The following is a 24,918-nucleotide window of genomic DNA, read 5'->3' as shown; positions in this document are numbered from 1 at the left end:
GGGATTTACCTGTGATCTGGGAATTTACCTGTGGCGAGGGGATTTATCCCCGATGGGGCGCGAAGCGCCCCCCTTTTGATCTCAAAGAAGCGGCCTGCTGCGCAGGCCATCGGGGATAAATCCCCTCACCACAGATAAATCCCCTCACCACAAAATGCTCGTCTGCTTTCAATCCTTCATCTTCCGCGCATGAGGCTGTTCGATGTCCACCCTGCGAATTTCCTTGCTGTCCATGGCCATGCTGATGGCTGGTTGCTCACTGATTCCCGACTATCAACGCCCCGCCTCACCAAGTGCCGCGCAATATCCGCAAGGTCCGCAGGCGGCAACGACCGACGAAGACTGGCGCACGCTGTTCAACGACCCGGCCCTGCAACAGTTGATCGAAAGCGCCCTGATCAATAACCGCGACCTGCGTGTAGCGGCGTTGAACGTCGAAGCCTTCCAGGCGCAGTACCGCATTCAGCGCGCCGACCTGCTGCCGGCGGTGTCGGCCAACGCCAGCGAATCGCGGCAACGCATGCCGCCGAGCGTGACCCGCAGCAAAGCCATGATCAACTCGACCTACTCGGTCAACCTCGGTATCAGCGCCTATGAGCTGGATTTTTTCGGCCGCGTGCGCAGTCTCAGTGAACAGGCCTTGCAAACCTGGTTGTCCACCGAAGAGGCGCGGCGCAGTGCGCAGTTGAGCCTGGTGGCCAACGTCGCCAACGCCTACCTGACCTGGCGCGCCGATCAGGAACTGCTGGCCCTGACCCGCGAGACCCTCGCCGCCGATGAGCAGAGCCTGCACCTGACCACGCGCAACCGCGAAGCCGGCAAGTCGTCGGCGCTGGAGCAGGCGCAAGCGAAAACCAGCGTTGATACCTCTCGGGCGAATCTGGCGCGTTATCAGCGTCAGGTCGCGCAGGACTTGAACAGCCTGACGCTGCTGGTCGGCGCGCCAGTGTCGGAGTCCTTGCCTGCACGTCCGCTGGCCAGCGATCTGGTGCTGCAACTGCCGGCCGGTGTGCCGTCGGATCTGCTGCAACGGCGCCCGGACATTCTCCAGGCCGAATACAAACTGAAAGCGGCCAACGCCAACATCGGCGCGGCGCGAGCGGCGTTTTTCCCCAGCGTCAGTCTGACGGCCAACGCCGGTACGTCCAGCCGCGACCTCTCGGGTTTGTTCGGCGCCGGCTCCGGGGCATGGACGTTTCAGCCGCAGATCAGCCTGCCGATTTTCAATGCCGGCAGCCTGCGCGCCAGCCTTGATTATTCGAAATTGCAGAAAGACGTGGCCGTGGCCGAATACGAGAAATCGATTCAGACGGCGTTTCAGGAAGTCGCTGACGGGCTGGCGGCACGCAGCACGTATCAGCAGCAATTACAGGCGCAGCGCGATCTGGTGCAAGCCACTCAGGACTATTACAACCTGGCGCAACACCGTTATCAGAATGGCGTCGACAGCAGTCTGGTGTTTCTCGATGCCCAGCGTTCACTTTTCAGTTCGCAGCAAGGGCTGATCACCGACCGCCTCGCGCAACTGGTCGCCGAAGTGAATCTGTACACCGCGCTGGGCGGCGGTTGGCGGGCAACGGAGGCGAAAGTTCAGTAAGCACCCGTCACTTTTTCTTACACCTTTTGTCGCCCTGCGACACCCTGTCAGCCGATCAAAAACCGACTCGCCGGTTCAGTTTGGTATCATGCGCCGCTTTTACGGTTAACCCCCCCGCCAGTCCTGTCGACTGACGGGCTGCAAAAGGCGGTATTAGATGACGGCTTTGTTGACTCGCCGCAAGGTGCTTGCGGGAATGGGCGTACTCGGGCTCGGCCTGCTCGCCGGTTGCGACACCCGTGGCCAACTGTCGTACAAGTACGGCAAGGATCTGAGTAACAAGATCATGGGGCGCACCTTCAAACTGAAGAACACCGATGGCGAAACCATGACCCTGTCGAGCTTTCGCGGCATGATGCCGATGGTGTTCTTCGGCTTCACCCAGTGCCCGGCCGTCTGCCCGACCACTCTGGCCCGCGCGGCGAAAATCAAAAAGCTGATGGGCGCCGATGGCGATCGCTTGCAGGTGATTTTCATCACCCTCGATCCCGAACGCGACACGCCTGAAATCCTCGACGCCTACATGAAAGCCTTCGATCCGACCTTCGTTGCGCTGTACGGCACGCTTGAGGAAACCCAGGCCACGGCCAAGGAATTCGACGTGTTCTACGAGAAAGTCCCCGCCGGCGACACGTACACCATCTCGCACACCGCCACCAGTTACGTTTACGACTCCAACGGCGGCTTGCGCCTGGGTCTGTCCACCTCGCTTTCGGCAGAACAATGCACGGAAGATTTGCTTACTGTTATGGAGGTTTGCTGATGCAACCTGTTCTGAACTCGATCAAACACGCGGTATTGGGTCTCTCGCTGCTGGGCCTGGCGTTCCAGGCGTCCGCGCAAACCAAGGTCGACGATGCCTGGGTTCGTGCCACCGTACCAACCCAGTCCGCCAGCGGCGCGTTCATGACCCTCACCGCCGACAGCGACAGCAAGCTGCTCAGCGTCGCGACCCCGGTGGCCAAAGACGTGCAGATCCACGAAATGACCATGAAGAACGACGTCATGAGCATGGGCCCGGTGAAGTTCGTCGAACTGCCGGCCGGCAAAGCCGTCAAGCTTGACCCGAACGGTTACCACGTGATGCTGATGGGCCTGAACGGTCAACTGAAAGAAGGCGAAAGCGTGCCGCTGACCCTGACCGTGGAAAACGCCAAGGGCGAGAAAGAAACCGTTGAAGTGAAGGCCGCCGTGCGTTCACTGACCAACATGGAAGGTCACGATCACAGCAAAATGCATTGATCTGACTGACTGCAGTACCCACGGGGCGGCCTGATCACTGATCAGGCCGCCCCGTTTTTTTTGCGCGAGACATCGTTTACCGCCCGTCGCATGAGGCCGCCAGGGCGGGTTGACAGAAATCCGCGGCAGGAGGATTATTATTCAATCGCATGCGATCTAACCGCATACGATAACAACCAACTATTATGTCTTTGAGGATTAATCCCATGAGCAAGATCGAAAAAGTACTCGCCACCGGCAAAACCCACACCACAGCTGCCAGCGCCGGCCTCACCTCCCGTGGTCACAACGGCAACCTCGACATTCAATTGTCCTCGCCGGGCAGCGCAAAACCGGCTCATGTGTTTGCCAACGCCCTGCCTCATCCCACCGCCGAGCAACTGTTTGCCGGTGCCTGGTCCGCCTGCTACACCGCTGCGGTCGGGCTGGTCGCCAACGACCTCAATGTGGTGTTGCCTGCCGACATGTCGGTGGACATCGAGGTCGACCTTGGCCAGACCGGCCCGGCCTACTTCCTTCAGGCTCGCCTGACCCTGCGCGTACCGGGCATTGCCGAAGACATCGCGAAAAACCTCGCGCACACCGCAGACCAGATCTGCCCCTACTCAAAAGCCACGCGCGGCAACATTGATGTGGCGTTGAATGTCATCACCGCGTGATTTTATCCAAATAGATATATCGCATGCGATTTAGTCGCATAGGATAAATAAGCAATCGGTTCGCTCTGTTGTACAGGGCGAACCGATTGGGTCGATGGTGACACCCAACACTCCCGATACAATCGCATCCGACGTATAGTTCGCCGCATACGTTTCAACGGTTCAACAGACCACGAGGATGAACATGAAAAACACCCAGGCCCCCACCGATCTCAAACTCAGCGACTTCCTGTGCTTTGCCGTTTACTCGACCAACCTGGCGTTTGGCAAAGCCTACAAACCGATCCTCGAAAAACTCGGCCTCACCTATACCCAGTACATCACCGTTGTCGCACTCTGGGAGCAAGACGACCAGACCGTCGGCAGCCTTGGCGAGAAGCTGTTCCTGGAATCCAACACGCTCACGCCGATCCTGAAAAAACTCGAAGCCATGGGCTACCTGCAACGTCAGCGCGATCCGGCAGACGAGCGTCAGGTGCGCATCAGCCTGACCCAGAGCGGCAAGGATCTGCGCAACGTCTCCTCAGGCAGCAGTCTGTTTGAAGCGACCGGACTGACCGTGGACGAGTTCACCCAGATGCAGCAATCGATCGTCAAATTGCGCAACAACCTGATCAAGTCGATGAATGCCGACGATTAAACAGTCTGCAGAATTTATGGAAAGCAGGCTTTACATCAGAAAAATCATCAGCGACTATGTAAAGGGTCTTTTACACAGGAAGTGCAGCATGAACCGCTATTACCTCGAATTGGGCGCAGCCCTGATCCTTTACATGCTGGTGCTGACTGCATCGCTGATCGCCTCGCAGTATCTGCTGGAGGCCAACATTATTCTGCGCTCGGCCGTCGCGGTGATGCCGATGATTCCGGCGGGATTGATGTGCTGGGCGATCGTGCGCAACATGCGGCGCATGGACGAAATGCACCTGCGCATCCAGTTCGAAGCGCTGGGTTTCGCCTTCGCTGCCTCGGCCCTGCTGACCTTCAGCTACGGTTTCCTGGAAAACGTCGGTGCCCCGCATATTCCGTGGACATGCGTCTGGCCAGTGATGGGCTTGATGTGGATCCTCGGCCTGCAAATCGCCCGACGCCGTTACCAATGAAAAATCGCCTGAAGGAACTGCGCGCCGAACGCAAATGGTCACAGGTCGATCTGGCTGAACGGCTTAACGTGTCACGCCAGACAATCAATGCGATTGAAAACGAACGCTACGATCCGAGCCTGCCGCTGGCGTTTCAGATCGCCCGGGCGTTTGAGATGCCGATTGAAAGCATCTTTGATGATGGGCTGAACTGACGTGAACCGCGTGGCGAGATTCGACCCATCATCGCCACTCGGTACAACGGCTGAAAAGGTTACCTGACGGCCACCGGCACTTGCTGACACCATTTGATCGAACGCAACGCTTCCTCCTCCGGCACTAGCGCATAACGGAAAAAGAAATGCGCCCCCGAGTAGTAGGCGTCGTTCAACTCACCCAGCGTTTGTTCATCACTGAAGGCTTGCGAGCTGGTCTGATCGGCAATGAAGTAGGTTTTGCCGTTCTCGACGTTCAGGTCGAAACGCTTGTTGACGCTGCTGCTGACAAAAGGCGGCGACGTCGACTCAATGCTGTAGCGCCCGGCCGGCAGGCTCGTTTTGAAATACCCGCCCGACGGTAAAACCCCGACGTCTTTTCCATTGACCTTGATCGTGGGCGTCACAAAGTACCCGACCGACGCGGCCGTGCGATAGAAATACAGCGTTGCCTGATCCGGCTGCGCTTGTTCCACGCCACTGAAGAATGGCTGGCCCTTCAAGTCGGGTCCGGTGTTACATCCGCCGAGCAGGATCAGGCTGGCCAACAGGCTGGCCCAGAGCAGTATGGTGCGGCTCATCAATGTTTTTCCTTGAGCGAAAAGCGGTGGCAGGACAGCAAGAGCGAACGCATGCATCAGAACATGCAAAGTCCTTTGCCCGAGTCTTTGGCGTCAGAAGTTGGCCAGGGTTTGAAAGCGCTTTCAGCGGTCAGGTTGTAAATCGTGCGGTTTTGCAGAACTGCATACTTGCGTTTGAGGCCTTCAACCGTTTTCTCAGCGTTATCGACGTTGGACAGGCAGAACGTCAGGGCATTGGCGTAAAGGTCGCCGATGTACAGTGTCTGACCGGCCTTCACCTCAAATACCACCGGAGCCGGGCGTGCGAGCGCATTACCCAGGTAATACTGGTAGCGCCAGTCGGTGAACTGATAACGCCCTGGTGGCACTTCGTACATGAACAAGTGCCCGAGCAGATTGGCGGAAGGCTGATCGTCTTCGCTATACAGCGTCTGCAACGTGATCGACGCGTTCGGCTCGTTCAATTGTCTGACTTCGACCGTCAGCCCATGCGGTTGCGTCAGATAACCTTCGGTAATCGAACCCACAATCAGCGCCTTGGCCGGATCCGGTGGCCGGGAACCGTCATAGCGCGCAGTCGTGCATCCATTCAATACCGTGAGGCACAGGGTGATAGCGCCCCAATGAGCGAATGAGGTGAAAACTTTCCGTAGCATTTTTGATTTCCGAGTCTGACAACTGATTCATGCCGTGCGCCGTATCGATGGTTTGCGGCGCACGTGTAGATCACTGGTATCGCCCGGTGAGCGGCATTCTTGAGCGGCGCGCTGGCCATTGCCTCGGCCGTACACCCGTTCCAGCCTTTGCTGGCGGGATTACCCGGCTTGATCGGCCAGATAAACAGTCTGAAACAATAAAGCGCCTGCACCGATTCGCCTGCCGCATGCGCCCTGATCGTCTGACATGAACGCCTGTCAAGGCTCCAGCACCTTTTCCCCGGTTCCAGGGCCGTCTGACAACAGATCACCCGTGTGTTTAAAAAGGCGATCAGACAGCTCTCCCTTGGTATCATCGCGCACACTTTTTTGACGGTTTAATGACTGGAAGGTCTTTTTTTGTGAGTGCTTTCTTGAACGGCTTGCGACATCCGCGTGCCCGCCTCTATTCCCTGATTTTTCTGCTGTTGATCGTGCCGGTGTGCCTGCGTGCAGCACTCGGTTGGTCGACACCGTTGGGTTATCTGTCGGATCTGGCCATCGGCAGCTCGCTGGTCATTCTGCTGCATCGCCGTGCGTGGTGGCTGGCATTGCCGGTGCTGTTGTTCTGGGGCCTGTTGGCAGTGGCGACGGCGGAACTGGTCAGCGCCGTCGGCCGACTGCCGAGCCCGGCCGATCTGCATTACCTGTTCGATCCGCAATTTGTCGAAAACTCCACGGGCGGTGGGCTGGCGCATCCAGGTGTGGGCGTCACGTTGTTGCTGGCGCTGCTGGTCTGGTTGCTAACCCAGTTTGCCGGACGCGGCATCGCCCGCCCGGCCCTGCCTCGCGCCTTGTGGGCGGCGCCGCTGGCGCTGTTCGCCGCGCACTGGGGCGCACAGAATTTGTGGCCGAGCGAGGAAGATCCGTGGCGAGCGTACAACCTGCCCCATCAATTGCTGGCCACTCAGGTCGCCGATGTGCAGATTCAGGCCGAGGAATGGCTGGACGGTGATGTCGAAGAAGTCGCGCCATCCATGGCCGGCCTTACCGACGTCGATCTCGATGGTCACAAGCTGCTGACTGCGCCAGGTCAGGCGCGCAACGTTTTGGTCATCGCCCTGGAAGGCATTCCCGGTGCCTACATCCGCGCCAATCGCGAGGCCATCGGCAGCCATTATCAGGAAGACCTGATGCCCAGACTCAGCCGTTGGGCCGAGCGCGGCATGAACACCCCGGACTACGTCCTGCATACACACCAGACCATTCGCGGTCTGTACGCCATGCTTTGCGGTGATTACGACAAACTGAACAACGGCACGCCCAAAGGCGTGGAAATGCTCACCCAGAAGGAGCGCAATCAGGCCTGTCTGCCGGCGCAATTGCGCGAACACGGCTTCAGCACCCACTATCTGCAGGGCGCCGGCCTGCGCTTCATGGCCAAAGACAAGATCATGCCGCACATCGGTTTCGATGCGACTCATGGCCTGGAGTGGTTCACCAACAGCAACTATCTGGAATTCCCGTGGGGCAAGGACGACAAGGCCTTCTTTGAAGGTGCCCTGGATTATGTCGGTCAACTGAAAAAGCAAAAGCAACCGTGGATGCTGACATTGTTGACGGTGGGCACCCATCAGCCCTACTCCGCGCCGGAAGATTATCTGCAGCGCTATGACACGCCGAAGCAGGCGGCTGTCGGTTATCTGGACGATGCACTGGATCAGTTCCTCAGCGGACTTGAGCGCCAGGGTGTATTGAAAGACACCCTCGTGGTGATCACCTCGGATGAATCCCACGGCATCGACGGCGTGCGCCTGGCCTCTTCCTGGGGTTTCAACCTGACATTGGCACCTGAACATGAGCAACTGCCGCGACTCAATGCCGGGGTGTATGGCCATGTCGATCTGAGCACGTCGATCCTCGACTACTTCGACCTGCCGGTGCCTACCGCGCTGAGCGGTCGTTCGCTGTTTCGCGACTACGATTCCGGGCGCGAGATCATGTCGTTCACCAACGGCAAACTGCGCTATCACGACGGCAAGGGGATTTTTTCCGAATGTGACATGCCGCGCCGCTGCCGCTATTACGAAAGCACCGGTTTCATCGCCGAGAGCGCCACGTTCAAAGGCACCTACAGCGGTCAGCGCGCCCGCCAGATCGCAGCCCGCGCCACGGCACTCGACCTGTCGCTGCTACGCACCCCGCTCAATCATCGCTATCAGTTCGGCAGCAACAACATCATCCCGCTGCAAGCGCAGATCATCGACGATTGGGCCGACAACCTGATCGGCGCGCAATACCTGGAAATGCCCAAGGGCTCGCACACCCGCGTACGCCTGACCGTGCGCTCGGTGGATCCGCAGCAAGCGGCGTTCATTCAACTCAAGGCCAAGGAATTCGAACAGGACGTGCAACTGGGCTTGCCGGCGGAAATGGTCGCCACCGCCGATCAGCCGCTGGAGATGGATTTCAGCTTCGAAAACCCGCAACCGCGCAAAGCCTTTTCGTTCCATCTGCTGGGTTATGGCCTCGGAGCCGTCGAGGTCACGGATTTCAGCGTGATCACGGAATTGCCAGGCCAGGAAGACACGCTCGACGACGTGCCGGAAGACGAAGCCGCACAGTCCACCTGATTACCCGCCCTCTTGATTGTTCCCACGCTCGGCGCGGGAACGATCAAATTCCTGCATGGGGGGGAGTGATTTAGAACGTGGTGCGCAATCCCACCTGAATGCTCCGTCCTTGTGCCGGCGCAACGTCGCGAAGGATCGAACTGGCGTAGCGCACGGTTTGGTTGGTCAGGTTATCGGCATCGACGAAAGCCAGCCATTTGCTCTGACCGACGTCAAAGTGATAACCGACATTGGCACCAAGCGTGGTGTAACCATCCGTGCTGCTTTCATTGGCCGGCACACGATGCTGCGAACTGGCGTGTTCAAGGTCGATCCGCGCCTGCCAACGATCCAGCTCCCATAGCAAACCACTGTTCAAGCGTAGCGGCGCGATGCGCGGCAAATCCTCGCCGTTATTCAGGTTCTTCGCGCGGGTGTAATCACCGGACAACTCCAGGGCAAACTTGCCGTAGGCAGTCTCGCCAAGACTCCAGCGATCCTGCGCTTCGATGCCACTGAAGCGCGCACGCACACCCGAGTAAGCGTATTCAGGAATGCCGCCGCTATCCTCCTCGCCTTCATCATTCAGCGTTCGGCCCGTACCGAGCAAGCCGATGTAGTTGGAAAAGTGGCTGTAGAACACACCGACACTGCCCTTGTGCGTGCCGTTGTCGAAACGCAGAGCGAGGTCGCTGGAGACGGCTTTCTCTTTCGACAGCCCGGCGTCGCCGACTTCATAAGTGCCGGTCGCGACATGCGCACCGTTGGCGTACAACTCGTAAAACGTCGGCGCACGCTCGGTATAACCGACGGTGGCGGCAACCGACCAAACCGGCGTCAGTGTGTACACCGCACCGGACGACAGGCTGCCGGCGGTGAAACTGCTCGAACGGTCGGCATTGGCGAAACGCTCGTTGCCCTTGGCATCCGGGTCAACCGTAGTGTGCTCAAGCCGTCCACCGAGCGTGAACAACAGTCGCTCGGTGGCTTGCAGCTCCTCAAGAATGAACAGTGCACCGGCATTCGTATCGGTCTGCGGCACAAACGCTTCTTCACCCAACGCCGAAAACTCGTTGCGGCTGACCTGTGCGCCGATCACCCCTTCGACTGGCCCCAGCGGCTGATGCCGGGCCTCGACCCGCGCCTCGTAACCCTTGTTCTTGAACGTCGTGCCGACCTCACCGCCCTCAATTTCCCGATGTTGATAATCGGTGTATCCGGCGTCGAATTTGATTGAACTGAACGGCCCGTCGAGATTGCGTATCTGCGAGGCAAAGGCGTAATGCTCCTGCTCCATGCGGATGCGCACGTCGTCTTCGGCGGGCGAGCCGTAATTGGAGTCGTAATTGCTGTACGAAAGGCCAGCATAGCCGTCATCCCAGGTATACGAACCGCCGACTGCACCGCCGTCCTGACGACCGTCACTATTGGCCAGACGATGCTTGCGTGAATCACCATCATCGTTGGCGCGCTCAGCGCCGGTTTTCGCGTAACCGGGAATGTTCAGATCATTGAACTCCCGAGCACTGGCGTCCAGGTGCAGGGCGAACTCACCGTTACCCGCCTCGAGTTTGCCGGCGCTGCTGCGGGTGGTATCGGCGCCGCCATAACGCAGCTCGCCAGCGCCATGGATACCGTCGATGGCTTCGGTGGGAATGCGATTATCGAAGGTGTTGACCACCCCGCCGATGGCGCTGCCACCGTAAAGCAGCGCGGCCGGGCCACGGATGATTTCAATGCGTTCAACGTTGACCGGGTCCAGCGGCACAGCGTGATCGTAAGACAACGACGAAGCATCCAGCGCGCCGACACCGTTGCGCAGGATGCGAATCCGGTCACCGTCCTGACCACGAATGATCGGGCGACTGGCCCCCGGGCCGAAATACGACGATGACACGCCGGGCTGTTTGTTCAGGGTTTCACCGAGGCTGCCCTTCTGTGCCAGCGTAAGGTCATCGCCACTGAGCACTGTCGCCGGTGAGGCCAGCATCTGGCTGCCCAAGGGATTGCCGGTAATCACCTGCGGTTGCAATTCGAGGGCGTCAGCAGCGAATACCGGTGAAGCGAGCAGCAGCGCGGCGGCCAAGGGAGTCAGTCGTCGTTGCAGGGGCTGGGAACGGGCAGGCATTTCAGAACTTCCGTGAGCAGAAAAGTGAGCATCGCTGCCAGCGTCTTGCACACGACACTGACAGAAACAGAATGAAACGAATTTCATGTTATACAATAACATTTCGTCCTGTCATTACGATTTTGACTTTTTGCGTGTCACCAAACGCTCAAGGACGCGGATTTCAACTTCTGAGCAAACGCCTAAGGCAGAGGCGCCAGTCGCGAAAAAATCCTGAAAGACTGCGCCTATCAGCCCCCAATAGTCGGGCTATTAGCTGACTCATCCAGTCGGGTCTAGCCTTACTAGTCCGAAGTCGGCACGAGCCGGCCGTAGCAGACCTGATAAGGACCCGAACATGGCTAACGAATCGAAATGCCCTTTCAACCACGCCGCCGGTGGTGGTACGACGAACCGTGACTGGTGGCCGAATCAACTCAACCTGAAAATCCTGAGTCAGCACTCGCCCAAGTCCGATCCGTTGGGCAAGGACTTCGACTACGCCAAAGCTTTCAAGAGCCTGGATTTTCAGGCGCTGAAACAAGACCTGCGCGCGCTGATGACCGACTCCCAGGACTGGTGGCCGGCCGACTTCGGGCACTACGGCCCGCTCTTCATCCGCATGGCCTGGCACAGTGCCGGCACCTATCGCACGGCCGATGGCCGTGGTGGCGCGGGGTCCGGACAGCAACGTTTCGCCCCGCTCAACAGTTGGCCGGACAACGTCAGCCTCGACAAGGCCCGCCGTCTGCTGTGGCCGATCAAGCAGAAATATGGCCGCAATATTTCCTGGGCTGACCTGATTGTGCTCACCGGTAACGTCGCGCTGGAATCGATGGGCTTCAAGACTTTCGGTTTCTCTGGCGGTCGTCCCGACGTCTGGGAACCGGACGAAGACGTGTACTGGGGTTCGGAACACGAATGGCTGGGCGGCGACAGCCGTTACGGCAAAGACAAATCCGCTATGCAGGAGCCCGGCGACGGTACGCTGGTGGCTGAACCGGATTTGCATGGCAAAGAAGAAAGCCGCACCGATCAGGGCGAGCGCAATCTGGAAAACCCGCTCGCCGCTGTGCAGATGGGCCTGATTTACGTAAACCCGGAAGGTCCCGAAGGCAACCCGGACCCGGTAGCCTCGGCCCACGATATCCGCGAAACCTTTGGCCGCATGGCCATGAACGATGAGGAAACCGTGGCACTGATCGCTGGTGGTCACGCCTTCGGCAAGACTCACGGCGCGGGCCCTGCCGATAACGTCGGCGCAGAGCCGGAAGCCGCCGGGCTTGAAGAGCAAGGCCTGGGCTGGAGAAACGCCTTCGGCACCGGCAAGGGCGCAGACACCATCACCAGCGGCCTCGAAGTGACCTGGACCACCACACCCACCCAATGGAGCAACAACTATCTGGAAAACCTGTTCGGCTTCGAGTGGGAACTGACCAAAAGCCCGGCAGGTGCGCATCAGTGGAAACCGAAGAACGGCGCCGGTGCCGGGACCATTCCTCACGCTCACGATCCGAACAAACGCATTGACCCGACCATGCTCACGTCTGACCTGGCGCTGCGTTTTGACCCGGCCTACGAGCAGATCTCCCGGCGCTTTCTGGCCAATCCCGATCAACTGGCCGACGCCTTCGCCCGCGCCTGGTACAAACTGATCCACCGCGACATGGGCCCGCTGTCCCGCTACCTCGGCCCGGAACTGCCTAACGAAGAACTGCTGTGGCAGGACCCGATTCCAGAGGTCACGCATCCACTGATCGACGAGAGCGACGCTGCCGCGCTGAAAAGCAAAATCCTTGCGTCGGGGCTTTCGGTGTCGCAATTGGTTTCAACCACTTGGGCCGCCGTTTCAACTTTCCGTGGGTCGGACAAACGTGGCGGCGCCAACGGTGGCCGGTTACGTCTGGCACCGCAGAAATTCTGGCAAGCCAACCAGCCCGAGCAACTGGCCAAAGTGCTGCAAACTCTTGAAGGCATTCAGGGAGAGTTCAATAGCGGCGCCTCCGGCAAGAAAGTCTCGCTGGCGGATCTGATTGTGCTGGCGGGCAATGCCGGGATCGAGAAAGCGGCGCAAAACGCCGGTCACTCGGTGACGGTGCCGTTTACGCCGGGGCGTGCGGATGCCTCGCAGGAGCAAACCGATGTTGATTCGTTTGGTTTTCTGGAACCGATTGCCGATGGTTTCCGCAATTACAGCAAGGGCAAATACCGGGTTTCAGCGGAGGCGCTGTTGATCGACAAGGCGCAACTACTGACCCTCTCCGCGCCGGAAATGACCGTGCTGCTGGGTGGCTTGCGCGTGTTGAATACCAATGTCGGGGGAACCCGCCATGGTGTGTTCACATCGCAAACCGAAGCGTTGACCAACGACTTCTTCACCAACCTGCTGGATATGGGTGTGGAGTGGAAGCCGACTTCAAGGGATGCCGATGAGTTCGAAGGCCGCGACCGTAAAAACGGTAGCGTGAAGTGGACGGCGACGCGGGTTGATCTGGTGTTCGGTTCCAATGCGCAATTGCGGGCGCTGGCCGAGGTGTATGCCAGTTCGGATGCCAAGGAGCAGTTCGTCAAGGACTTCGTGGCGGCCTGGACGAAAGTGACCAACCTGGATCGATTTGATTTGAAGTAACGCAAAATAACTGTGGGAGCGGGCTTGCCCGCGATGACGGCAGCAGATTCAACATCACTGTTGACTGATAGACCGCTATCGCTGGCAAGCCAGCTCCCACAGGGCTTGGTGTTAAAACACCTTAGGCCAGGCTCTTGCTGACGACCTCATACACATCACTCGATAGCTGCCCCGAAGCCAGAATCCGCTCCAGCTCACCCTTCATCAACGCCTGCCGCGCACCATCATATTTGCGCCAGCGAGTCAGCGGCGCCAATTGGCGCGAAGCGATCTGCGGGTTGAAGCCGTTCAGCTCGATCACCAGATCCGCGAGGAAGCGATAACCGGAACCATCCGCCGCGTGGAAGTTGATCAGGTTTTGCCCGGCAAACGCACCGACCAGTGCACGCACCTTGTTCGGGTTCTTGATGTTGAACGCCGGGTGCTGCATCAACGCTTTCACGCGCTCCAGACCGCCGGGCAAAGTGCTGCCGGCCTGCACGCTGAACCACTGATCCATGACCAGCGGGTTGTCCTTGAAGTGCTCGGCGAAACTGGCCAGGGCCAGGGCTTTCTGCTCTTCGAACGGCGAGTTGACCAACACCGCCAGCGCCGTCAGGCGCTCGGTCATGTTGTCGGCCGTTTCGAATTGCTCCAGCGCCGCTGCCAGCACTTGCGGCTTGCCGCTGAGCATCAGGTACGACAGCGCAATGTTCTGCAACGCGCGACGGGCGAAGTGCTCGGCCTCGGCTACATACGGCGTCTGCTTCGACAGGTCGCGGTTGGCCTGATAACGCAGCCACAGCGCTTCGAACAGATTGTCCGCCAGTTGCTTGCGGGCGAACTCGCGAGCGATATGGATGGCGTCGACGTCCGCCACTTCGCTGATTTCGGTGAGGTACGCCTCGCCCGGCAGCGAAAGCATCTCGGCAACCATCGCCTGATCCAGCGACTCGTCGGACAGCACTGTTTTCAGCGCCGAAATCAGCCGTGGATCGAGCACCAGGCTCTCGCCCTTCTGCTGCTGGGCGATCAGCTCTTGCAGCACCTGCACCGACAGTTGCTGACCGGCATCCCAGCGGTTGAAACCGTCGCTGTCGTGCTGCATCAGGAACATCAACTGGTCACGGTTGTACGGGAAGCTCAGTTTCACCGGCGCCGAGAAACCGCGCAGCAACGATGGCAGCGGCTGTTCGGCGATGTCGACGAAGGTGAAGGTCTGCTCGGCTTCAGTCACCGAGATGACGCGCGTGGTGCCTTGAGCCGAGGTCTCGCCAACCAGACGCAGGGCGATTTCGTTGCCTTTGCTGTCGAGCAGACCCAGTTCGACCGGGATCACGAACGGCAGTTTTTCAACCTTGTCCGGGGTCTCCGGGCAGCTCTGGCGGAAGGTCAGGCTGTAGGTTTTCGCCGCAGCGTCGTAAGACTCGCTCACTGCCAGACGCGGTGTGCCGGCCTGGCTGTACCAGCGCTTGAACTGGGTCAGGTCGACACCGTTGGCATCTTCCATGGCCTTGATGAAGTCGTCGCAGGTCACGGCTTGACCGTCATGGCGTTCGAAGTACAGATCGCTGCCTTTACGGAAGCCTTCGGCGCCGAGCAAGGTGTGGATCATGCCGACCACTTCCGAACCCTTTTCGTACACGGTCAGGGTGTAGAAGTTGGAAATCTCGATGAAGCTGTCCGGGCGCACGGCGTGGGCCATGGGACCTGCATCTTCGGCGAACTGGTGGGTACGCAGGTAGGCGACGTCCTGAATGCGCTTGACCGTGGCCGAGTTCATGTCGGCGGAGAAGCCGGAATCGCGGAATACGGTGAAGCCTTCCTTGAGCGACAGCTGGAACCAGTCGCGGCAGGTCACGCGGTTGCCCGACCAGTTGTGGAAGTATTCGTGGGCGACGATTGCCTCGACCCGCTGATGCGCGGCGTCGGTGGCGGTTTCGGCGCGGGCCAGCACGGCGCTGGAGTTGAAGATATTGAGGCCCTTGTTCTCCATCGCGCCCATGTTGAAGTCGTTGACGGCGACGATCATGAAGATGTCCAGATCGTACTCGCGACCGTAGACCTCTTCGTCCCAGCGCATCGACTTCTTCAGGCTGTTCATCGCGTGCTGGCACTTGTCGATGTTTTCCGGCTCGACGTAAATGCGCAGCGCAACGTTGCGCTTGGTCATGGTGGTGAAGGTGTCTTCAACGCACCACAAATCACCGGCCACCAGCGCGAACAGGTACGCCGGTTTCATGAACGGGTCTTCCCACGTTGCCCAGTGCCGGCCGTCTTCACCCGGGCCTGAAGCAATCGGGTTGCCGTTGGAGAGCAGCACCGGATAGCTGTGCTGTTCGGCGACCACGGTGGTGGTGAACTTGCTCATCACGTCCGGGCGGTCGAGGTAATAGGTGATCTTGCGGAAGCCTTCGGCCTCGCACTGGGTGCAGAACATCGTGCCGGACTTGTACAGGCCTTCCAGCGCGGTGTTGGTTTCCGGGTGGATCCTGACGCTGGTGTCGACCGTAAAGGTTTCGCTGGTCGGTTGCAGGGTCAGATGGTTCTCGGACAACTGATAGTCGCCGTCAGCCAGCTCTTTATCGGCGAGGGTCACCGAGAGCAGTTCCAGCTGCTGGCCATCGAGCACCAGCGGCGGCAGGCCGGCGCCACGTGCCGGGTTGCGGCGCATCACCAGTTGCGCGTGGACCAGGCTGTGGTCCTCGAACAACTCGAAGGTCAGGTGTGTTTCATCGATCAGGTACTCAGGCGCCTGATAGTCCTTCAGGTAAATCATCTTCGGTTGTTCGGTGCGCATGCTGGAGTCCTTATTGATGCACGGCGAGCTGATAAGCCGTGTACTTACGAATATTGATCACGCCGGTGTCGAAGATCAGGTACTGACCCTTGATCCCCAGCAGCGTGCCTTCGGCAATCGGGTTCTTGTCCAGGTTGAAGCTGACGATTTTGGCCGGGTATTGCTCGACCGGATAGCGGATTTCGAGAGGTTCTACATCGGCAATCGTCTGAATCGCTTGTAGGCCGAATCGCTCTTGCAAGCCTTGCAGGCCTTCGGCGCAGCTTTCGAACAACTGATCGCGCACCTGTGCCAGATCCACCGCCACCGCATCGCCCTTGAGCAGTGCACGCCAGTTGGTCTTGTCGGCCACCTGACTGCGGAACAAGTCTTCAACGAAGCCCGACTGCTGCCGCGTCGACACGCGCATGATCGGCAACGCCTGACTCGCACCCTGATCGAGCCAACGGGTCGGCAACTGGGTAGCACGCGTGATGCCGACCTTGATCCCTGACGAATTGGCCAGGTACACAACGTGATCGGTCATGCAGAACTGCTCGCCCCACAGCGGATCGCGGCAGGTGCCGGCGTCGTAGTGGCAGCGCTCCGGGCTCATGATGCACAGGTCGCACTGTGCCAGTTTGGTCATGCACGGGTAGCAGTAACCCTGGCTGAAACTGGTTTTGGTCTTGCGCCCGCAATGGGTGCAGTGAATCGCCCCCAGGTACTCCAGACGCACCGTGGTGCCGATCAACGGGTTGACCGGCACCTCGACGTCATCCAGACGAAACGCGTATTGCACATTCGGCCCGTCCAGGCGCGCCGACATTTTGCTGATTGCACCGCGGCCAATCTCGATCAATGGATGGCATCCGATTTGAACAGGATGTTCGGCACTTCGATCGACTTCGACGCACACTCTTGCGGGCCCATGTAACCGGTGCGCTGATCTTCAGGCAGGTTCTGGATTTCCCAGGCGATCATCGCCTGCAACGACAGTTCACGCTGCTCGGCGGTGAGCTTGCCACCGTCCGACCACTTGCCGATTTCCACGGCCAGTTTCAGGCTCTCGTAGATGTCCGGGGTGATGTTTTTGATCATTTCGGCAAAAGACGACATGTTTGAACACTCTCCAATGAATGTCGCTAGTTTAACGGCGCTGAAGCGGCAAGACACTGCCGGGCATCAGGTCAGCGAGCGGAACGACAGGCACCCTGGCCTGTCGTCCTAGAATTCCCTTGAAAGCTTTACTTGCGTCAGCTCTTTCTCCAGCGCACGCCGGAAAATCTGCGGTGCGGTGAAGGTGTAAAGGGCGAACGCCAGCCACACCCAGTCAATAACCTCGGCGGCACCGGGGTAGCCCTGTGCGGTGAGGGTGATCACGGTAACGCGATACACCACAAACATCGCCAGCAACAGGATGATGGCGCCAGTCGTACTGCGGTCGTTCATCCAGCTGTTGAACCGCCACCAGAGCCCCATGAACACATTGCTGCGAGCCTTCACGGCGGTCAGCAGGCTCAGCGCCGAGACATTGCTGGCGTTTTCCTGCAGGGCCCAGATCGCGTGTTCGCGTGCACCGTTGATATCGCCCTGACGCAGCAGCAAACGACCCAGCACCACCACGGCACCGGCATGCCCGGGATCGGCCTGGAGTGCCTGGCGGGCAAAAGTTTCGGCATGCTGCCAATGGCCACAGGCCTGATGATATTCGGCCATCGCCACCAGATTGGCCGGATCGTCGGGGCCCAGCTCCAGCGCCTTCTCCAGCAGCGCCTGACTCTGCGCAAGGCGCCCCGTCAGTTGGAACAGATCCGCAAGGCTGCGGTAGTAACGCGGCTCCGTCGGTTCCATGTCGAGCAATTGCAACAGGTGCTGTTCGGCGCTCTTGAATTGCCGCGCAGCCATGTCGATATGCGCGGCGGCGTAATGCGCCAACGGCAACGCCGGGTCCATCGCCAATGCCATCGAGGCTTCGTGGCGCCCGGCATGCAGACGACGCATGTTGAGCAGACACAGCGCCAGCAAGGCGTGGGCTTCGGCACATTCCGGGTCATCGGCCAGCAACTGTCGCAGGCTGTCGATGGCGCCGTCGTTGTGGCCGGACTGCAACCGCTGATAAGCCACTTGCAGCAGATAAGAGGTATTCATCAGCTCACCACCAGGTACCAAAGGGTCGCGGGCACCAGAGTGACCACGATTCCTTTGAGCAGGAAGGCGCCTGCGAGCGCGACCAGCGGCGCGAAGCGATTGAGCACGCCGCCATAATATTGATACAGCTCGATGGTCGAGTTCTGCAGGGTGTACAGCACGTAACCGATGCTCAGTTTCCACACCACCAGGACCAGCAAGGCGTACTGGATCTGTGCCTGAGTGCTCAGGTAGCCGTTGTTCAACAAGCTGATCAAGGCCAGGCCGAGGATCACGCTGCCCACGGCACCGACGCCAACCCAGATCCACTCACGCTTGCGCGTCGGGCTGCCCACGGCCACCGAGTTGAGCACGAACCACGGCAAACCCAGCCATAGCCCGCCCATCATCAGCGCCAGCAATGGCCAGAACGGCGACACGGCAAACCGCGCCAGGCCGCCCGGACGCGGTTCGTCTTCAATGCGGTAAATATTCTGGGTTCCCATCAGCGTCCCTTGCCATGTTTGTCGAGAAACGCCAGCACTTCGTCGTACTGATTGCCTTCGTTGGCATAACGCGCGTAGTTGCGGGCGGTGGTCAGCCATTCCAGCGTCGTCGCGCGGACTTCTTTCAAGGCTTGCTTGAAGTGGCGGTCGCAAATCGGTTGCTCGGCGCCTTCACTGATCGACTCTTCGATGGCTTCATCGGCGGCGGTTTCCACCAGCTCGCTGAGGTCCGCGCCGGAGAAGCCCGAGGTGTGTTTGGCAAGGAAGGCGAAATCGATATCAGCCGCCAGCGGACGGCCCTTGACCATCAGTTGCAGCATGTTTTCGCGGGCGGCACGATCCGGTGGCGGCACAAACAACACGCGGTCGAAGCGACCGGGACGGCGGAACGCCGAGTCCACCGACCACGGCACGTTGGTTGCCGCGAGGATCAGCACGCCATGATTGTCATGGGTGAAGCCATCCATTTCCGAGAGGAACTGGCTGACCAGTTTCGACGACGTCGACTCGCGGGTATTGGAGCGTTTGCCGCCCAGCGCCTCGACTTCATCGAAGAACATCACCGCCGGTGCCTGCGCCCGCGCCTGCTCGAACAAGGCGTGCAACTTGCGTTCGGACTCGCCGATGTACATGTCCAGCACGTCGGAAATCGCCACGTTGAAAAACTTCGCCTTGCACTCGCCGGCGGTGGCTCGGGCCAGTAAGGTTTTGCCGCAGCCAGGCGGCCCGTACAGCAGCACACCGCCGCCGACGCGCTTGCGAAAGCGCTCGAACAACCCCGGCTTCTGGTACGGCAGGATGATCTTTTTATGGATGGTCTTTTTCAGATCGTCCAGGCCACCGATGTCGTTGAACGTCACGGTTTCGGTGTCTGGCACCAACAGTCGGCGGACTTCCGTCTGATCGGTGTCGTCGTTGGAGATCACCCGCAGTTTCGGCCGCCCTTCGCCAGCGGCAAAATCCACCACCGACACGTTCAGGCGACGCCACAGCGCCATGTCTTCCAACGCCGGGTTGGCAGCGATGGCGGCGCGGTACTCGACCAACGCTTCCTTGAGGCGATCAAGGTCGGCCAGTGCCCGTGCGCGCAACAGTTGCAGATGGGCGCCCTCACCGCTCGCCAGGTTCAAGGCTTTTTCAGCCTGCCCGGCGCCCAGGTACAACTGCGCCGCGATCGGCTTCAGAGCCTCGGCGTCCGGCAATTGGTGCAGGTCGGCGGGAAGCAGTTTGAGGCCGCGCTGGCTGTCATTGCGCTCAAGGCAGGCCTTGAGCACCAGCGTCAGCAACGCGACGTTTCCCGGCGAGGCCAGCAGCGCGGCCTCGAGTTGATCCAGCGTCGTGTCATCCATGGTGAATCCTTGTGACAGCCAGTTGCAGATTGAAATAGCAGAATGAGCAGACCGCGATCATTGCAGCACCTCCGGCCGCTCGACATCGACCCAGACGAATTTATGCGGATCGAGGCGGGTTTCCTGATCCAGGCGATAAGCAACGAGTTTGCCGTAGAGCACGGCGCTGTAATCCAGACAGGCGAGGTTCGGGCGGATCGGCGCCGGTTTGCCGCTGCGCCAGTAGTGCCCGACAAACAGCAACGGCTCGTCGACGCCGTAGCGCAGCAGCGAATTCTTTTCAGTGGAAGTCAGCGGGGTTTGCGCCACCGGCTCCGGCAATGCATCGGGCTGGAACACGATGTCGCCGTAGGTTTTCGGATCGTCTTCCCAGAACTTGGTGCGGAAGAACGACCGCACCAGACCGTCACCACTGATCATGGTCTGGCCATCGGGCAGGCGCATATCGGTGCCGCGCAACAAACGATCGAACACGGTGCAGGCAAAACTGCCGGGCACTGCCGAAGACTGCAGGAAATGCTCGTCGATGCAGCCATTCGGGAACAGCGCGCGCAACGGCTCGATCAGCCCGGCATCCCAGCAGGCGTGCACCACGCGAAAACGCCCGGCATCGACAAACAGCGGCAACTGATAGAACCAGCGCTGAAAATCATGCCAATCGCCGGGATGGCCTTCGAACTGGGTCAGGGTTTCGTTGAGCAGACGCGCGTGACGCGGCGTATGTTCACGCACGAATTGCTTGCCGCTGCCCGGTGGCGCCGGAGTGCTCCAGCCGAGCGCGTTGAATTCGTGGTTGCCCATGATGCACAACGCCTGACCGGCCTCGACCATGTCGTGGACGATGTGCAACGCCTCGCGAATTCGCGGGCCACGGTCGATGATGTCGCCGACGAACACGGCCATGCGTGAAGGATGTCGCCAGACCCCGCCCTGCTTGTGATAACCGAGTCGGTCAAGCAAGTGTTCGAGGGTCAGGGCGCATCCGTGCACGTCACCGATCAAGTCATAACTGCGCGCGGGATCGAGCATCAGTCGCCTCCACCGCCCAGCTTGCTGCCCCAGCCAAGCTTGGTCCGGCAGACTTCGTAGTAGTTGTGGTCGAGCGGGTGAATCAACCGCAGCTTCTGGGCTTTCTTGCTGACGGTGATGGTGTCGCCCGGCGCGCAGGTGAAGTGGTTCTGCCCGTCGCAGGAGACCTGCGGGTAAATCTGCATGTTTTTCGACACGACGATTTTCAGCTCACTGTTGCCATCGACCACAATTGGCCTGCTCGACAACATATGGGGATACATCGGCACGATCACAATGGCATCGAGCTTGGGATGCATGATCGGCCCGCCGGCAGACAGTGCGTACGCAGTGGAACCGGTCGGCGTGGCGACGATCAGGCCGTCGGCCTTCTGGCTGCAGACGAACTGGCCGTCGATGTACAGCTCGAACTCGATCATTCTGGTTGACTTGCCGGGGTGCAGCACTACGTCGTTAAGCGCATCGCCCTGGCCGATGGCCTCGGCATGGCGGCGGACTTCGGCTTGCAGCAGGAAGCGGTTTTCCACCAGATAGTGGCCGTCGAGCACTTTGGCCACTTCGACTTCCAGCTCATCCGGGCGAATGTCGGTGAGAAAGCCGAGGCTGCCACGGTTGATGCCGAGCACCGGGATATTGTGCTTGGCCAGCGCCCGGGCGGCGCCGAGCAGGCTGCCGTCACCGCCGACGACGATGACCATGTCGCAGACTTCACCGAGCATCTTGCGCGACGAGGTTTGCAGGCCATGGCCCGGCAAGACTTCGGCGATGGTGTCTTCGAGGATCACATGCAGGTGACGATCGAGCAGAAAGCGTTTCAGTCGGCGGACGGTATCCAGCACCTGGGAACTGCCCAGGCGACCGATGATGCCGATATTACGAAATTGCTCCATGGGACCTCTGCGGACAATCGAAAACGCGAAAAACCCGATTATGGGCGAAAGCCGCCGTTAGACAAAATCCTTTCAGCCTCAAGGATGACCTCATGTTTAAGGCTATGCTCGCAAGATGATCCTATTTCCCGAGCTGCTCTCGTTACCCCACCAATTACGCCATCCCGAAGTGCGCGATCTGGCGTGGGTCATCCTCGCCCCGCCGATGCTCGCCACCACCCCGTGGCCGCAACGTCATCCGCTGGCGGGCAGCGACTGGGTGGGAGATCCCGAGCGACTGGAACAATGGCTACGCCAACTCGATCGCGACAGCTACGGCCTGCTGCACTGGTTGTCCCAGGCACGCACCCGGCGCCTGGGCCTGTATTACGAGCGGCTGTGGCAGTTTGCCGTAGAGCACGCGCCGGGGATCGAACTGATAGCCGCCAACCTGCCGATCCGCCGCGAGGGCCACACACTCGGTGAACTGGACATGCTGCTGCGTGATCGCGACGGCGTGCATCACCTGGAACTGGCGATCAAGCTCTACCTCGGCCCGCAGAACGGCGATGGCCGCGACCCGGCGCAATGGCTGGGCCCGGGCTGCCATGATCGACTGGACCGCAAACTGGCGCATCTGGCCGAGCATCAACTGCCGATTTCGGCGCGCCCGGAAAGCCGCGAAGTCTTGGCGGCGCTGGATATCGAAGTATTCAGTGCGCAACTGTGGCTGGGCGGGTATTTGCTCTATCCATGGCCGGGCACGGCTGAATCACCGAGCGGCGCGCATCCACAGCATCTGCGCGGCAGCTGGCTGCATCAGAAAGACTGGCCAGCCTTCGTAACCCAGCGCCCGGCCGGCCGCTGGCAACCCCTGCCCCGCCACGCCTGGCTCGCGCCGGCGCACTACCCGGCGGATCAGGCCTGGGAGCAACAGCACTTGCAGATGTGGCTGGATGCACTGGAGCCGCTGGCCCCGGCGCAATTGATGGTGCGCCTGACCGAGAATGCGCAGGGGGAATGGGAAGAGGCAGAGCGGCTATTCCTCGTTTCCGATCTCTGGCCGAACGTACCGGGCCAGGCCTGAAAGAATATTTTGCCAATACCGGCCTCTTCGCGAGCAGGCTCGCTCCTCTAGGGTATCGACTACATCCGGTGGAAATTGGTCGGCTAACAGGCCGCCATCGCTGGCAAGCCAGCTCCCATAAAGAAATGATTACACCCAAAACGCGGCGCATGCCGCCCCACTCAACACAATGAGCGTTAGCTCGAGTACCGCTTTTGACCTTCACCACTCAACACAATGAGCGTTAGCTCGAGTACTGCCTTTGATCTTCACCACTCAACACAATGAGCGTTAGCTCGAGTACCGCCTTTGACCTTCACCACTCAACACAATGAGCGTTAGCTCGAGTACCGCTTTTGATCTTAAAAGGCCCGTCGGCAGGCTGAGCGGAGGGGTTCATCCGGGGAGGACATCGAGAGGAGGTGCAGCGAAGCAAACCGGAGGCGATGCCCCGGATGAACCCCGGAGCGAAGGAACCCGAGCCACAGCGAGGGCCGGACGTCAGGGTAAAGACCTTTGCTTACTTTGGGGCTTTTGCCAAAGTAAGTCGCCGCCAGGCGAAAGCGTTAAAAAGACAACCGCAAAGCCAAAGCCGCCAACGTCACCAACAACACCGGCACCGTCAGCACAATCCCGACCCTGAAGTAATATCCCCAGCCAATCCGGATCCCCTTACGCTCCAGCACATGCAGCCAAAGCAGAGTCGCCAGACTGCCAATCGGCGTGATCTTCGGCCCCAGATCGCTGCCAATCACGTTGGCATAGATCATCGCCTCCTTGATCACCCCGCTCGCCTGACTGGCATCAATCGACAGCAACCCGATCAGCACCGTCGGCAAATTGTTCATGATCGACGACAACAACGCCGTGAGCACCCCGGTCCCGAGCGCCGCGCCCCACACACCATGCCCGGCAAAAACATCCAGCCACCCCGCCAGATACCCGGTCAGCCCGGCATTGCGCAGGCCATAGACCACCAGATACATGCCCAGCGAGAAAATCACGATCTGCCACGGCGCCTCTTTCATTACCTTGCGCGTGGAAATCTTGTGGCCACGGGCGGCGATACCCAGCAGCAACGCCGCGCACACGGCGGAAATCGCACTGATCGGAATACCCAGCGGCTCCAGCGCAAAACAACCAATCAACAAAATCGCCAACACTGCCCAACCGGCATAAAACGTGGCTTTGTCGTGGATGGCGGTTTCCGGATGTTCGAGCTGTTCAGGGTCGTAAGCAGCCGGAATGTCACGGCGAAAAAACCACAGCAGCATGCCCAGCGTCGCCGCAACACTGACGAAGTTGACCGGCACCATCACTGCCGCGTAGCGGTTGAAGCCGATATGAAAGAAATCCGCCGAGACGATGTTGACCAGGTTCGACACCACCAGCGGCAGACTCGCCGTATCAGCGATAAACCCTGCGCCCATGACAAACGCCAGCGTCGCCGCCGGCGAGAACCGCAGCGCCAGCAACATGGAAATAACAATCGGCGTGAGAATCAGCGCCGCGCCGTCATTGGCGAACAGCGCCGAGACCAATGCCCCGAGCAGCACCATAAAGGCAAACAACTTGCGCCCACTGCCGCGCCCCCATCGCGCTACATGCAGCGCGGCCCAGGCAAAAAAACCGGCCTCGTCGAGCAGCAGGCTGATGATGATCAACGCGACGAAGGTACCAGTGGCATTCCAGATGATTTGCCACACCAGCAGAATATCGCTCAGGTGCACCACGCCGAAAATCAGCGCCAGCACGGCACCCAACGTCGCACTCCAGCCGACGCCGAGGCCTTTGGGTTGCCAGATCACCAGGGTAATGGTCAGGAGGAAAATCAGTGACGCAGCAAGCATCC

The 24,918-nt window shown here is 59.8% G+C and carries 22 protein-coding genes; 10 read left to right on the top strand and 12 right to left on the bottom strand.

Annotated features, from left to right (window positions below; translation table 11 throughout):
• The first annotated feature begins 202 nt into the window (after positions 1 to 202).
• The 7 genes from ACVVH8_RS12545 to ACVVH8_RS12515 all read left to right on the top strand — a co-directional run bounded on the left by ACVVH8_RS12545 (position 203) and on the right by ACVVH8_RS12515 (position 4,795).
• The gene (locus ACVVH8_RS12545) at positions 203 to 1,597 is read left to right on the top strand and encodes an efflux transporter outer membrane subunit (protein WP_475230469.1); all 1,395 of its coding nucleotides are present in this window, start codon (positions 203 to 205) and stop codon (positions 1,595 to 1,597) included.
• 157 nt (positions 1,598 to 1,754) lie between these two features.
• Positions 1,755 to 2,360: an SCO family protein gene (locus ACVVH8_RS12540; RefSeq protein WP_090284058.1), complete on the top strand. Its 606-nt coding sequence runs from the start codon at positions 1,755 to 1,757 to the stop codon at positions 2,358 to 2,360.
• A complete protein-coding gene (locus tag ACVVH8_RS12535) occupies positions 2,360 to 2,839 on the top strand; it encodes a copper chaperone PCu(A)C (RefSeq protein WP_401297358.1) in 480 nt (159 codons plus the stop codon). Before ACVVH8_RS12540 ends, ACVVH8_RS12535 begins: the two co-directional genes overlap by 1 nt.
• Positions 2,840 to 3,045: 206 nt before the next feature.
• Positions 3,046 to 3,498: an Ohr family peroxiredoxin gene (locus ACVVH8_RS12530; RefSeq protein WP_315446576.1), complete on the top strand. Its 453-nt coding sequence runs from the start codon at positions 3,046 to 3,048 to the stop codon at positions 3,496 to 3,498.
• 184 nt (positions 3,499 to 3,682) lie between these two features.
• Positions 3,683 to 4,138, top strand: coding sequence for a MarR family winged helix-turn-helix transcriptional regulator (locus tag ACVVH8_RS12525; RefSeq protein WP_103303529.1), 456 nt, complete (start codon positions 3,683 to 3,685; stop codon positions 4,136 to 4,138).
• 88 nt (positions 4,139 to 4,226) lie between these two features.
• Positions 4,227 to 4,601 (top strand): hypothetical protein, encoded by a 375-nt coding sequence (locus ACVVH8_RS12520; protein ID WP_475230466.1) that lies wholly within the window; start codon positions 4,227 to 4,229, stop codon positions 4,599 to 4,601.
• Positions 4,598 to 4,795 carry a helix-turn-helix transcriptional regulator gene (locus tag ACVVH8_RS12515; protein ID WP_103303527.1) on the top strand — a complete coding sequence of 66 codons (198 nt, stop codon included), beginning with the start codon at positions 4,598 to 4,600 and terminating at the stop codon, positions 4,793 to 4,795. The genes ACVVH8_RS12520 and ACVVH8_RS12515 overlap by 4 nt, the downstream gene beginning before the upstream one ends.
• 59 nt (positions 4,796 to 4,854) lie before the next feature.
• On the opposite strand, the gene ACVVH8_RS12510 is transcribed toward ACVVH8_RS12515, so the two are convergent.
• Together ACVVH8_RS12510 and ACVVH8_RS12505 are read right to left on the bottom strand one after the other, a co-directional pair.
• Positions 4,855 to 5,376 (bottom strand): DUF2846 domain-containing protein, encoded by a 522-nt coding sequence (locus tag ACVVH8_RS12510; protein WP_475230463.1) that lies wholly within the window; start codon positions 5,374 to 5,376, stop codon positions 4,855 to 4,857.
• A 56-nt stretch (positions 5,377 to 5,432) separates the two neighbouring features.
• Complete coding sequence (locus ACVVH8_RS12505; RefSeq protein WP_475230461.1) at positions 5,433 to 6,032, bottom strand: hypothetical protein; 600 nt, start codon at positions 6,030 to 6,032, stop codon at positions 5,433 to 5,435.
• 380 nt (positions 6,033 to 6,412) lie between these two features.
• Between ACVVH8_RS12505 and ACVVH8_RS12500 the strand changes: the two genes are divergently transcribed.
• Positions 6,413 to 8,644 (top strand): LTA synthase family protein, encoded by a 2,232-nt coding sequence (locus tag ACVVH8_RS12500; protein WP_475230458.1) that lies wholly within the window; start codon positions 6,413 to 6,415, stop codon positions 8,642 to 8,644.
• A 70-nt stretch (positions 8,645 to 8,714) separates the two neighbouring features.
• Here the strand turns inward: ACVVH8_RS12500 and ACVVH8_RS12495 are convergent, their stop codons facing one another.
• Positions 8,715 to 10,751: a TonB-dependent receptor gene (locus ACVVH8_RS12495; RefSeq protein WP_475230455.1), complete on the bottom strand. Its 2,037-nt coding sequence runs from the start codon at positions 10,749 to 10,751 to the stop codon at positions 8,715 to 8,717.
• 337 nt (positions 10,752 to 11,088) lie between these two features.
• On the opposite strand from ACVVH8_RS12495, the gene katG reads away from it, so the two are divergent.
• Complete coding sequence (gene katG, locus ACVVH8_RS12490; protein WP_475230453.1) at positions 11,089 to 13,359, top strand: catalase/peroxidase HPI; 2,271 nt, start codon at positions 11,089 to 11,091, stop codon at positions 13,357 to 13,359.
• 121 nt (positions 13,360 to 13,480) lie between these two features.
• On the opposite strand, the gene pepN is transcribed toward katG, so the two are convergent.
• From pepN to ACVVH8_RS12450, 8 genes are all read right to left on the bottom strand, one after another.
• Complete coding sequence (gene pepN, locus ACVVH8_RS12485; protein ID WP_475230451.1) at positions 13,481 to 16,138, bottom strand: aminopeptidase N; 2,658 nt, start codon at positions 16,136 to 16,138, stop codon at positions 13,481 to 13,483.
• A gap of 10 nt (positions 16,139 to 16,148) precedes the next feature.
• Positions 16,149 to 16,979: a DUF2797 domain-containing protein gene (locus ACVVH8_RS12480; RefSeq protein WP_103303520.1), complete on the bottom strand. Its 831-nt coding sequence runs from the start codon at positions 16,977 to 16,979 to the stop codon at positions 16,149 to 16,151.
• Positions 16,976 to 17,236, bottom strand: a complete 261-nt coding sequence (locus ACVVH8_RS12475) for a YeaC family protein (RefSeq protein WP_008079610.1) — start codon at positions 17,234 to 17,236, stop codon at positions 16,976 to 16,978. Before ACVVH8_RS12475 ends, ACVVH8_RS12480 begins: the two co-directional genes overlap by 4 nt.
• Positions 17,237 to 17,344: 108 nt before the next feature.
• A complete protein-coding gene (locus ACVVH8_RS12470) occupies positions 17,345 to 18,268 on the bottom strand; it encodes a tetratricopeptide repeat protein (RefSeq protein ID WP_475230448.1) in 924 nt (307 codons plus the stop codon).
• On the bottom strand, positions 18,268 to 18,753 hold the full coding sequence (locus ACVVH8_RS12465) for a hypothetical protein (protein ID WP_103303517.1): 486 nt from the start codon (positions 18,751 to 18,753) through the stop codon (positions 18,268 to 18,270). Before ACVVH8_RS12465 ends, ACVVH8_RS12470 begins: the two co-directional genes overlap by 1 nt.
• Positions 18,753 to 20,102, bottom strand: a complete 1,350-nt coding sequence (locus ACVVH8_RS12460) for an ATP-binding protein (protein WP_103303516.1) — start codon at positions 20,100 to 20,102, stop codon at positions 18,753 to 18,755. The genes ACVVH8_RS12465 and ACVVH8_RS12460 overlap by 1 nt, the downstream gene beginning before the upstream one ends.
• A 57-nt stretch (positions 20,103 to 20,159) precedes the next feature.
• Positions 20,160 to 21,134, bottom strand: coding sequence for a metallophosphoesterase (locus ACVVH8_RS12455; RefSeq protein ID WP_371919307.1), 975 nt, complete (start codon positions 21,132 to 21,134; stop codon positions 20,160 to 20,162).
• Entirely contained in the window at positions 21,131 to 22,021 is an 891-nt protein-coding gene (locus ACVVH8_RS12450; protein WP_003224174.1) for an NAD(+) kinase, read from the bottom strand. The genes ACVVH8_RS12455 and ACVVH8_RS12450 overlap by 4 nt, the downstream gene beginning before the upstream one ends.
• A gap of 115 nt (positions 22,022 to 22,136) precedes the next feature.
• Here ACVVH8_RS12450 and ACVVH8_RS12445 point away from each other — a divergent pair, with 115 nt between their 5' ends.
• Entirely contained in the window at positions 22,137 to 23,087 is a 951-nt protein-coding gene (locus tag ACVVH8_RS12445) for a DUF1853 family protein (RefSeq protein WP_401297378.1), read from the top strand.
• 545 nt (positions 23,088 to 23,632) lie between these two features.
• Here ACVVH8_RS12445 and ACVVH8_RS12440 read toward each other — a convergent pair.
• Positions 23,633 to 24,916 (bottom strand): arsenic transporter, encoded by a 1,284-nt coding sequence (locus ACVVH8_RS12440; RefSeq protein WP_475230446.1) that lies wholly within the window; start codon positions 24,914 to 24,916, stop codon positions 23,633 to 23,635.
• Between the last annotated feature and the right edge of the window lie 2 nt (positions 24,917 to 24,918).

The organism is Pseudomonas trutticola BRTCR10 (assembly GCF_056155105.1).
The sequence above is the reverse complement of the archived record's forward strand: the minus strand, read 5'-3'. Positions and strand labels throughout refer to the sequence as shown.

Excerpts from the sequence above, each read along its gene's own strand:
- ACVVH8_RS12545 (WP_475230469.1), top strand. The coding sequence starts at position 203 with ATGTCCACCCTGCGAATTTCCTTGCTGTCCATGGCCATGCTGATGGCT.
- ACVVH8_RS12540 (WP_090284058.1), top strand. The coding sequence starts at position 1,755 with ATGACGGCTTTGTTGACTCGCCGCAAGGTGCTTGCGGGAATGGGCGTA.
- ACVVH8_RS12535 (WP_401297358.1), top strand. The coding sequence starts at position 2,360 with ATGCAACCTGTTCTGAACTCGATCAAACACGCGGTATTGGGTCTCTCG.
- ACVVH8_RS12530 (WP_315446576.1), top strand. The coding sequence starts at position 3,046 with ATGAGCAAGATCGAAAAAGTACTCGCCACCGGCAAAACCCACACCACA.
- ACVVH8_RS12525 (WP_103303529.1), top strand. The coding sequence starts at position 3,683 with ATGAAAAACACCCAGGCCCCCACCGATCTCAAACTCAGCGACTTCCTG.
- ACVVH8_RS12520 (WP_475230466.1), top strand. The coding sequence starts at position 4,227 with ATGAACCGCTATTACCTCGAATTGGGCGCAGCCCTGATCCTTTACATG.
- ACVVH8_RS12515 (WP_103303527.1), top strand. The coding sequence starts at position 4,598 with ATGAAAAATCGCCTGAAGGAACTGCGCGCCGAACGCAAATGGTCACAG.
- ACVVH8_RS12510 (WP_475230463.1), bottom strand. The coding sequence starts at position 5,376 with ATGAGCCGCACCATACTGCTCTGGGCCAGCCTGTTGGCCAGCCTGATC.
- ACVVH8_RS12505 (WP_475230461.1), bottom strand. The coding sequence starts at position 6,032 with ATGCTACGGAAAGTTTTCACCTCATTCGCTCATTGGGGCGCTATCACC.
- ACVVH8_RS12500 (WP_475230458.1), top strand. The coding sequence starts at position 6,413 with ATGACTGGAAGGTCTTTTTTTGTGAGTGCTTTCTTGAACGGCTTGCGA.
- ACVVH8_RS12495 (WP_475230455.1), bottom strand. The coding sequence starts at position 10,751 with ATGCCTGCCCGTTCCCAGCCCCTGCAACGACGACTGACTCCCTTGGCC.
- katG (WP_475230453.1), top strand. The coding sequence starts at position 11,089 with ATGGCTAACGAATCGAAATGCCCTTTCAACCACGCCGCCGGTGGTGGT.
- pepN (WP_475230451.1), bottom strand. The coding sequence starts at position 16,138 with ATGCGCACCGAACAACCGAAGATGATTTACCTGAAGGACTATCAGGCG.
- ACVVH8_RS12475 (WP_008079610.1), bottom strand. The coding sequence starts at position 17,236 with ATGTCGTCTTTTGCCGAAATGATCAAAAACATCACCCCGGACATCTAC.
- ACVVH8_RS12470 (WP_475230448.1), bottom strand. The coding sequence starts at position 18,268 with ATGAATACCTCTTATCTGCTGCAAGTGGCTTATCAGCGGTTGCAGTCC.
- ACVVH8_RS12465 (WP_103303517.1), bottom strand. The coding sequence starts at position 18,753 with ATGGGAACCCAGAATATTTACCGCATTGAAGACGAACCGCGTCCGGGC.
- ACVVH8_RS12460 (WP_103303516.1), bottom strand. The coding sequence starts at position 20,102 with ATGGATGACACGACGCTGGATCAACTCGAGGCCGCGCTGCTGGCCTCG.
- ACVVH8_RS12450 (WP_003224174.1), bottom strand. The coding sequence starts at position 22,021 with ATGGAGCAATTTCGTAATATCGGCATCATCGGTCGCCTGGGCAGTTCC.
- ACVVH8_RS12445 (WP_401297378.1), top strand. The coding sequence starts at position 22,137 with ATGATCCTATTTCCCGAGCTGCTCTCGTTACCCCACCAATTACGCCAT.
- ACVVH8_RS12440 (WP_475230446.1), bottom strand. The coding sequence starts at position 24,916 with ATGCTTGCTGCGTCACTGATTTTCCTCCTGACCATTACCCTGGTGATC.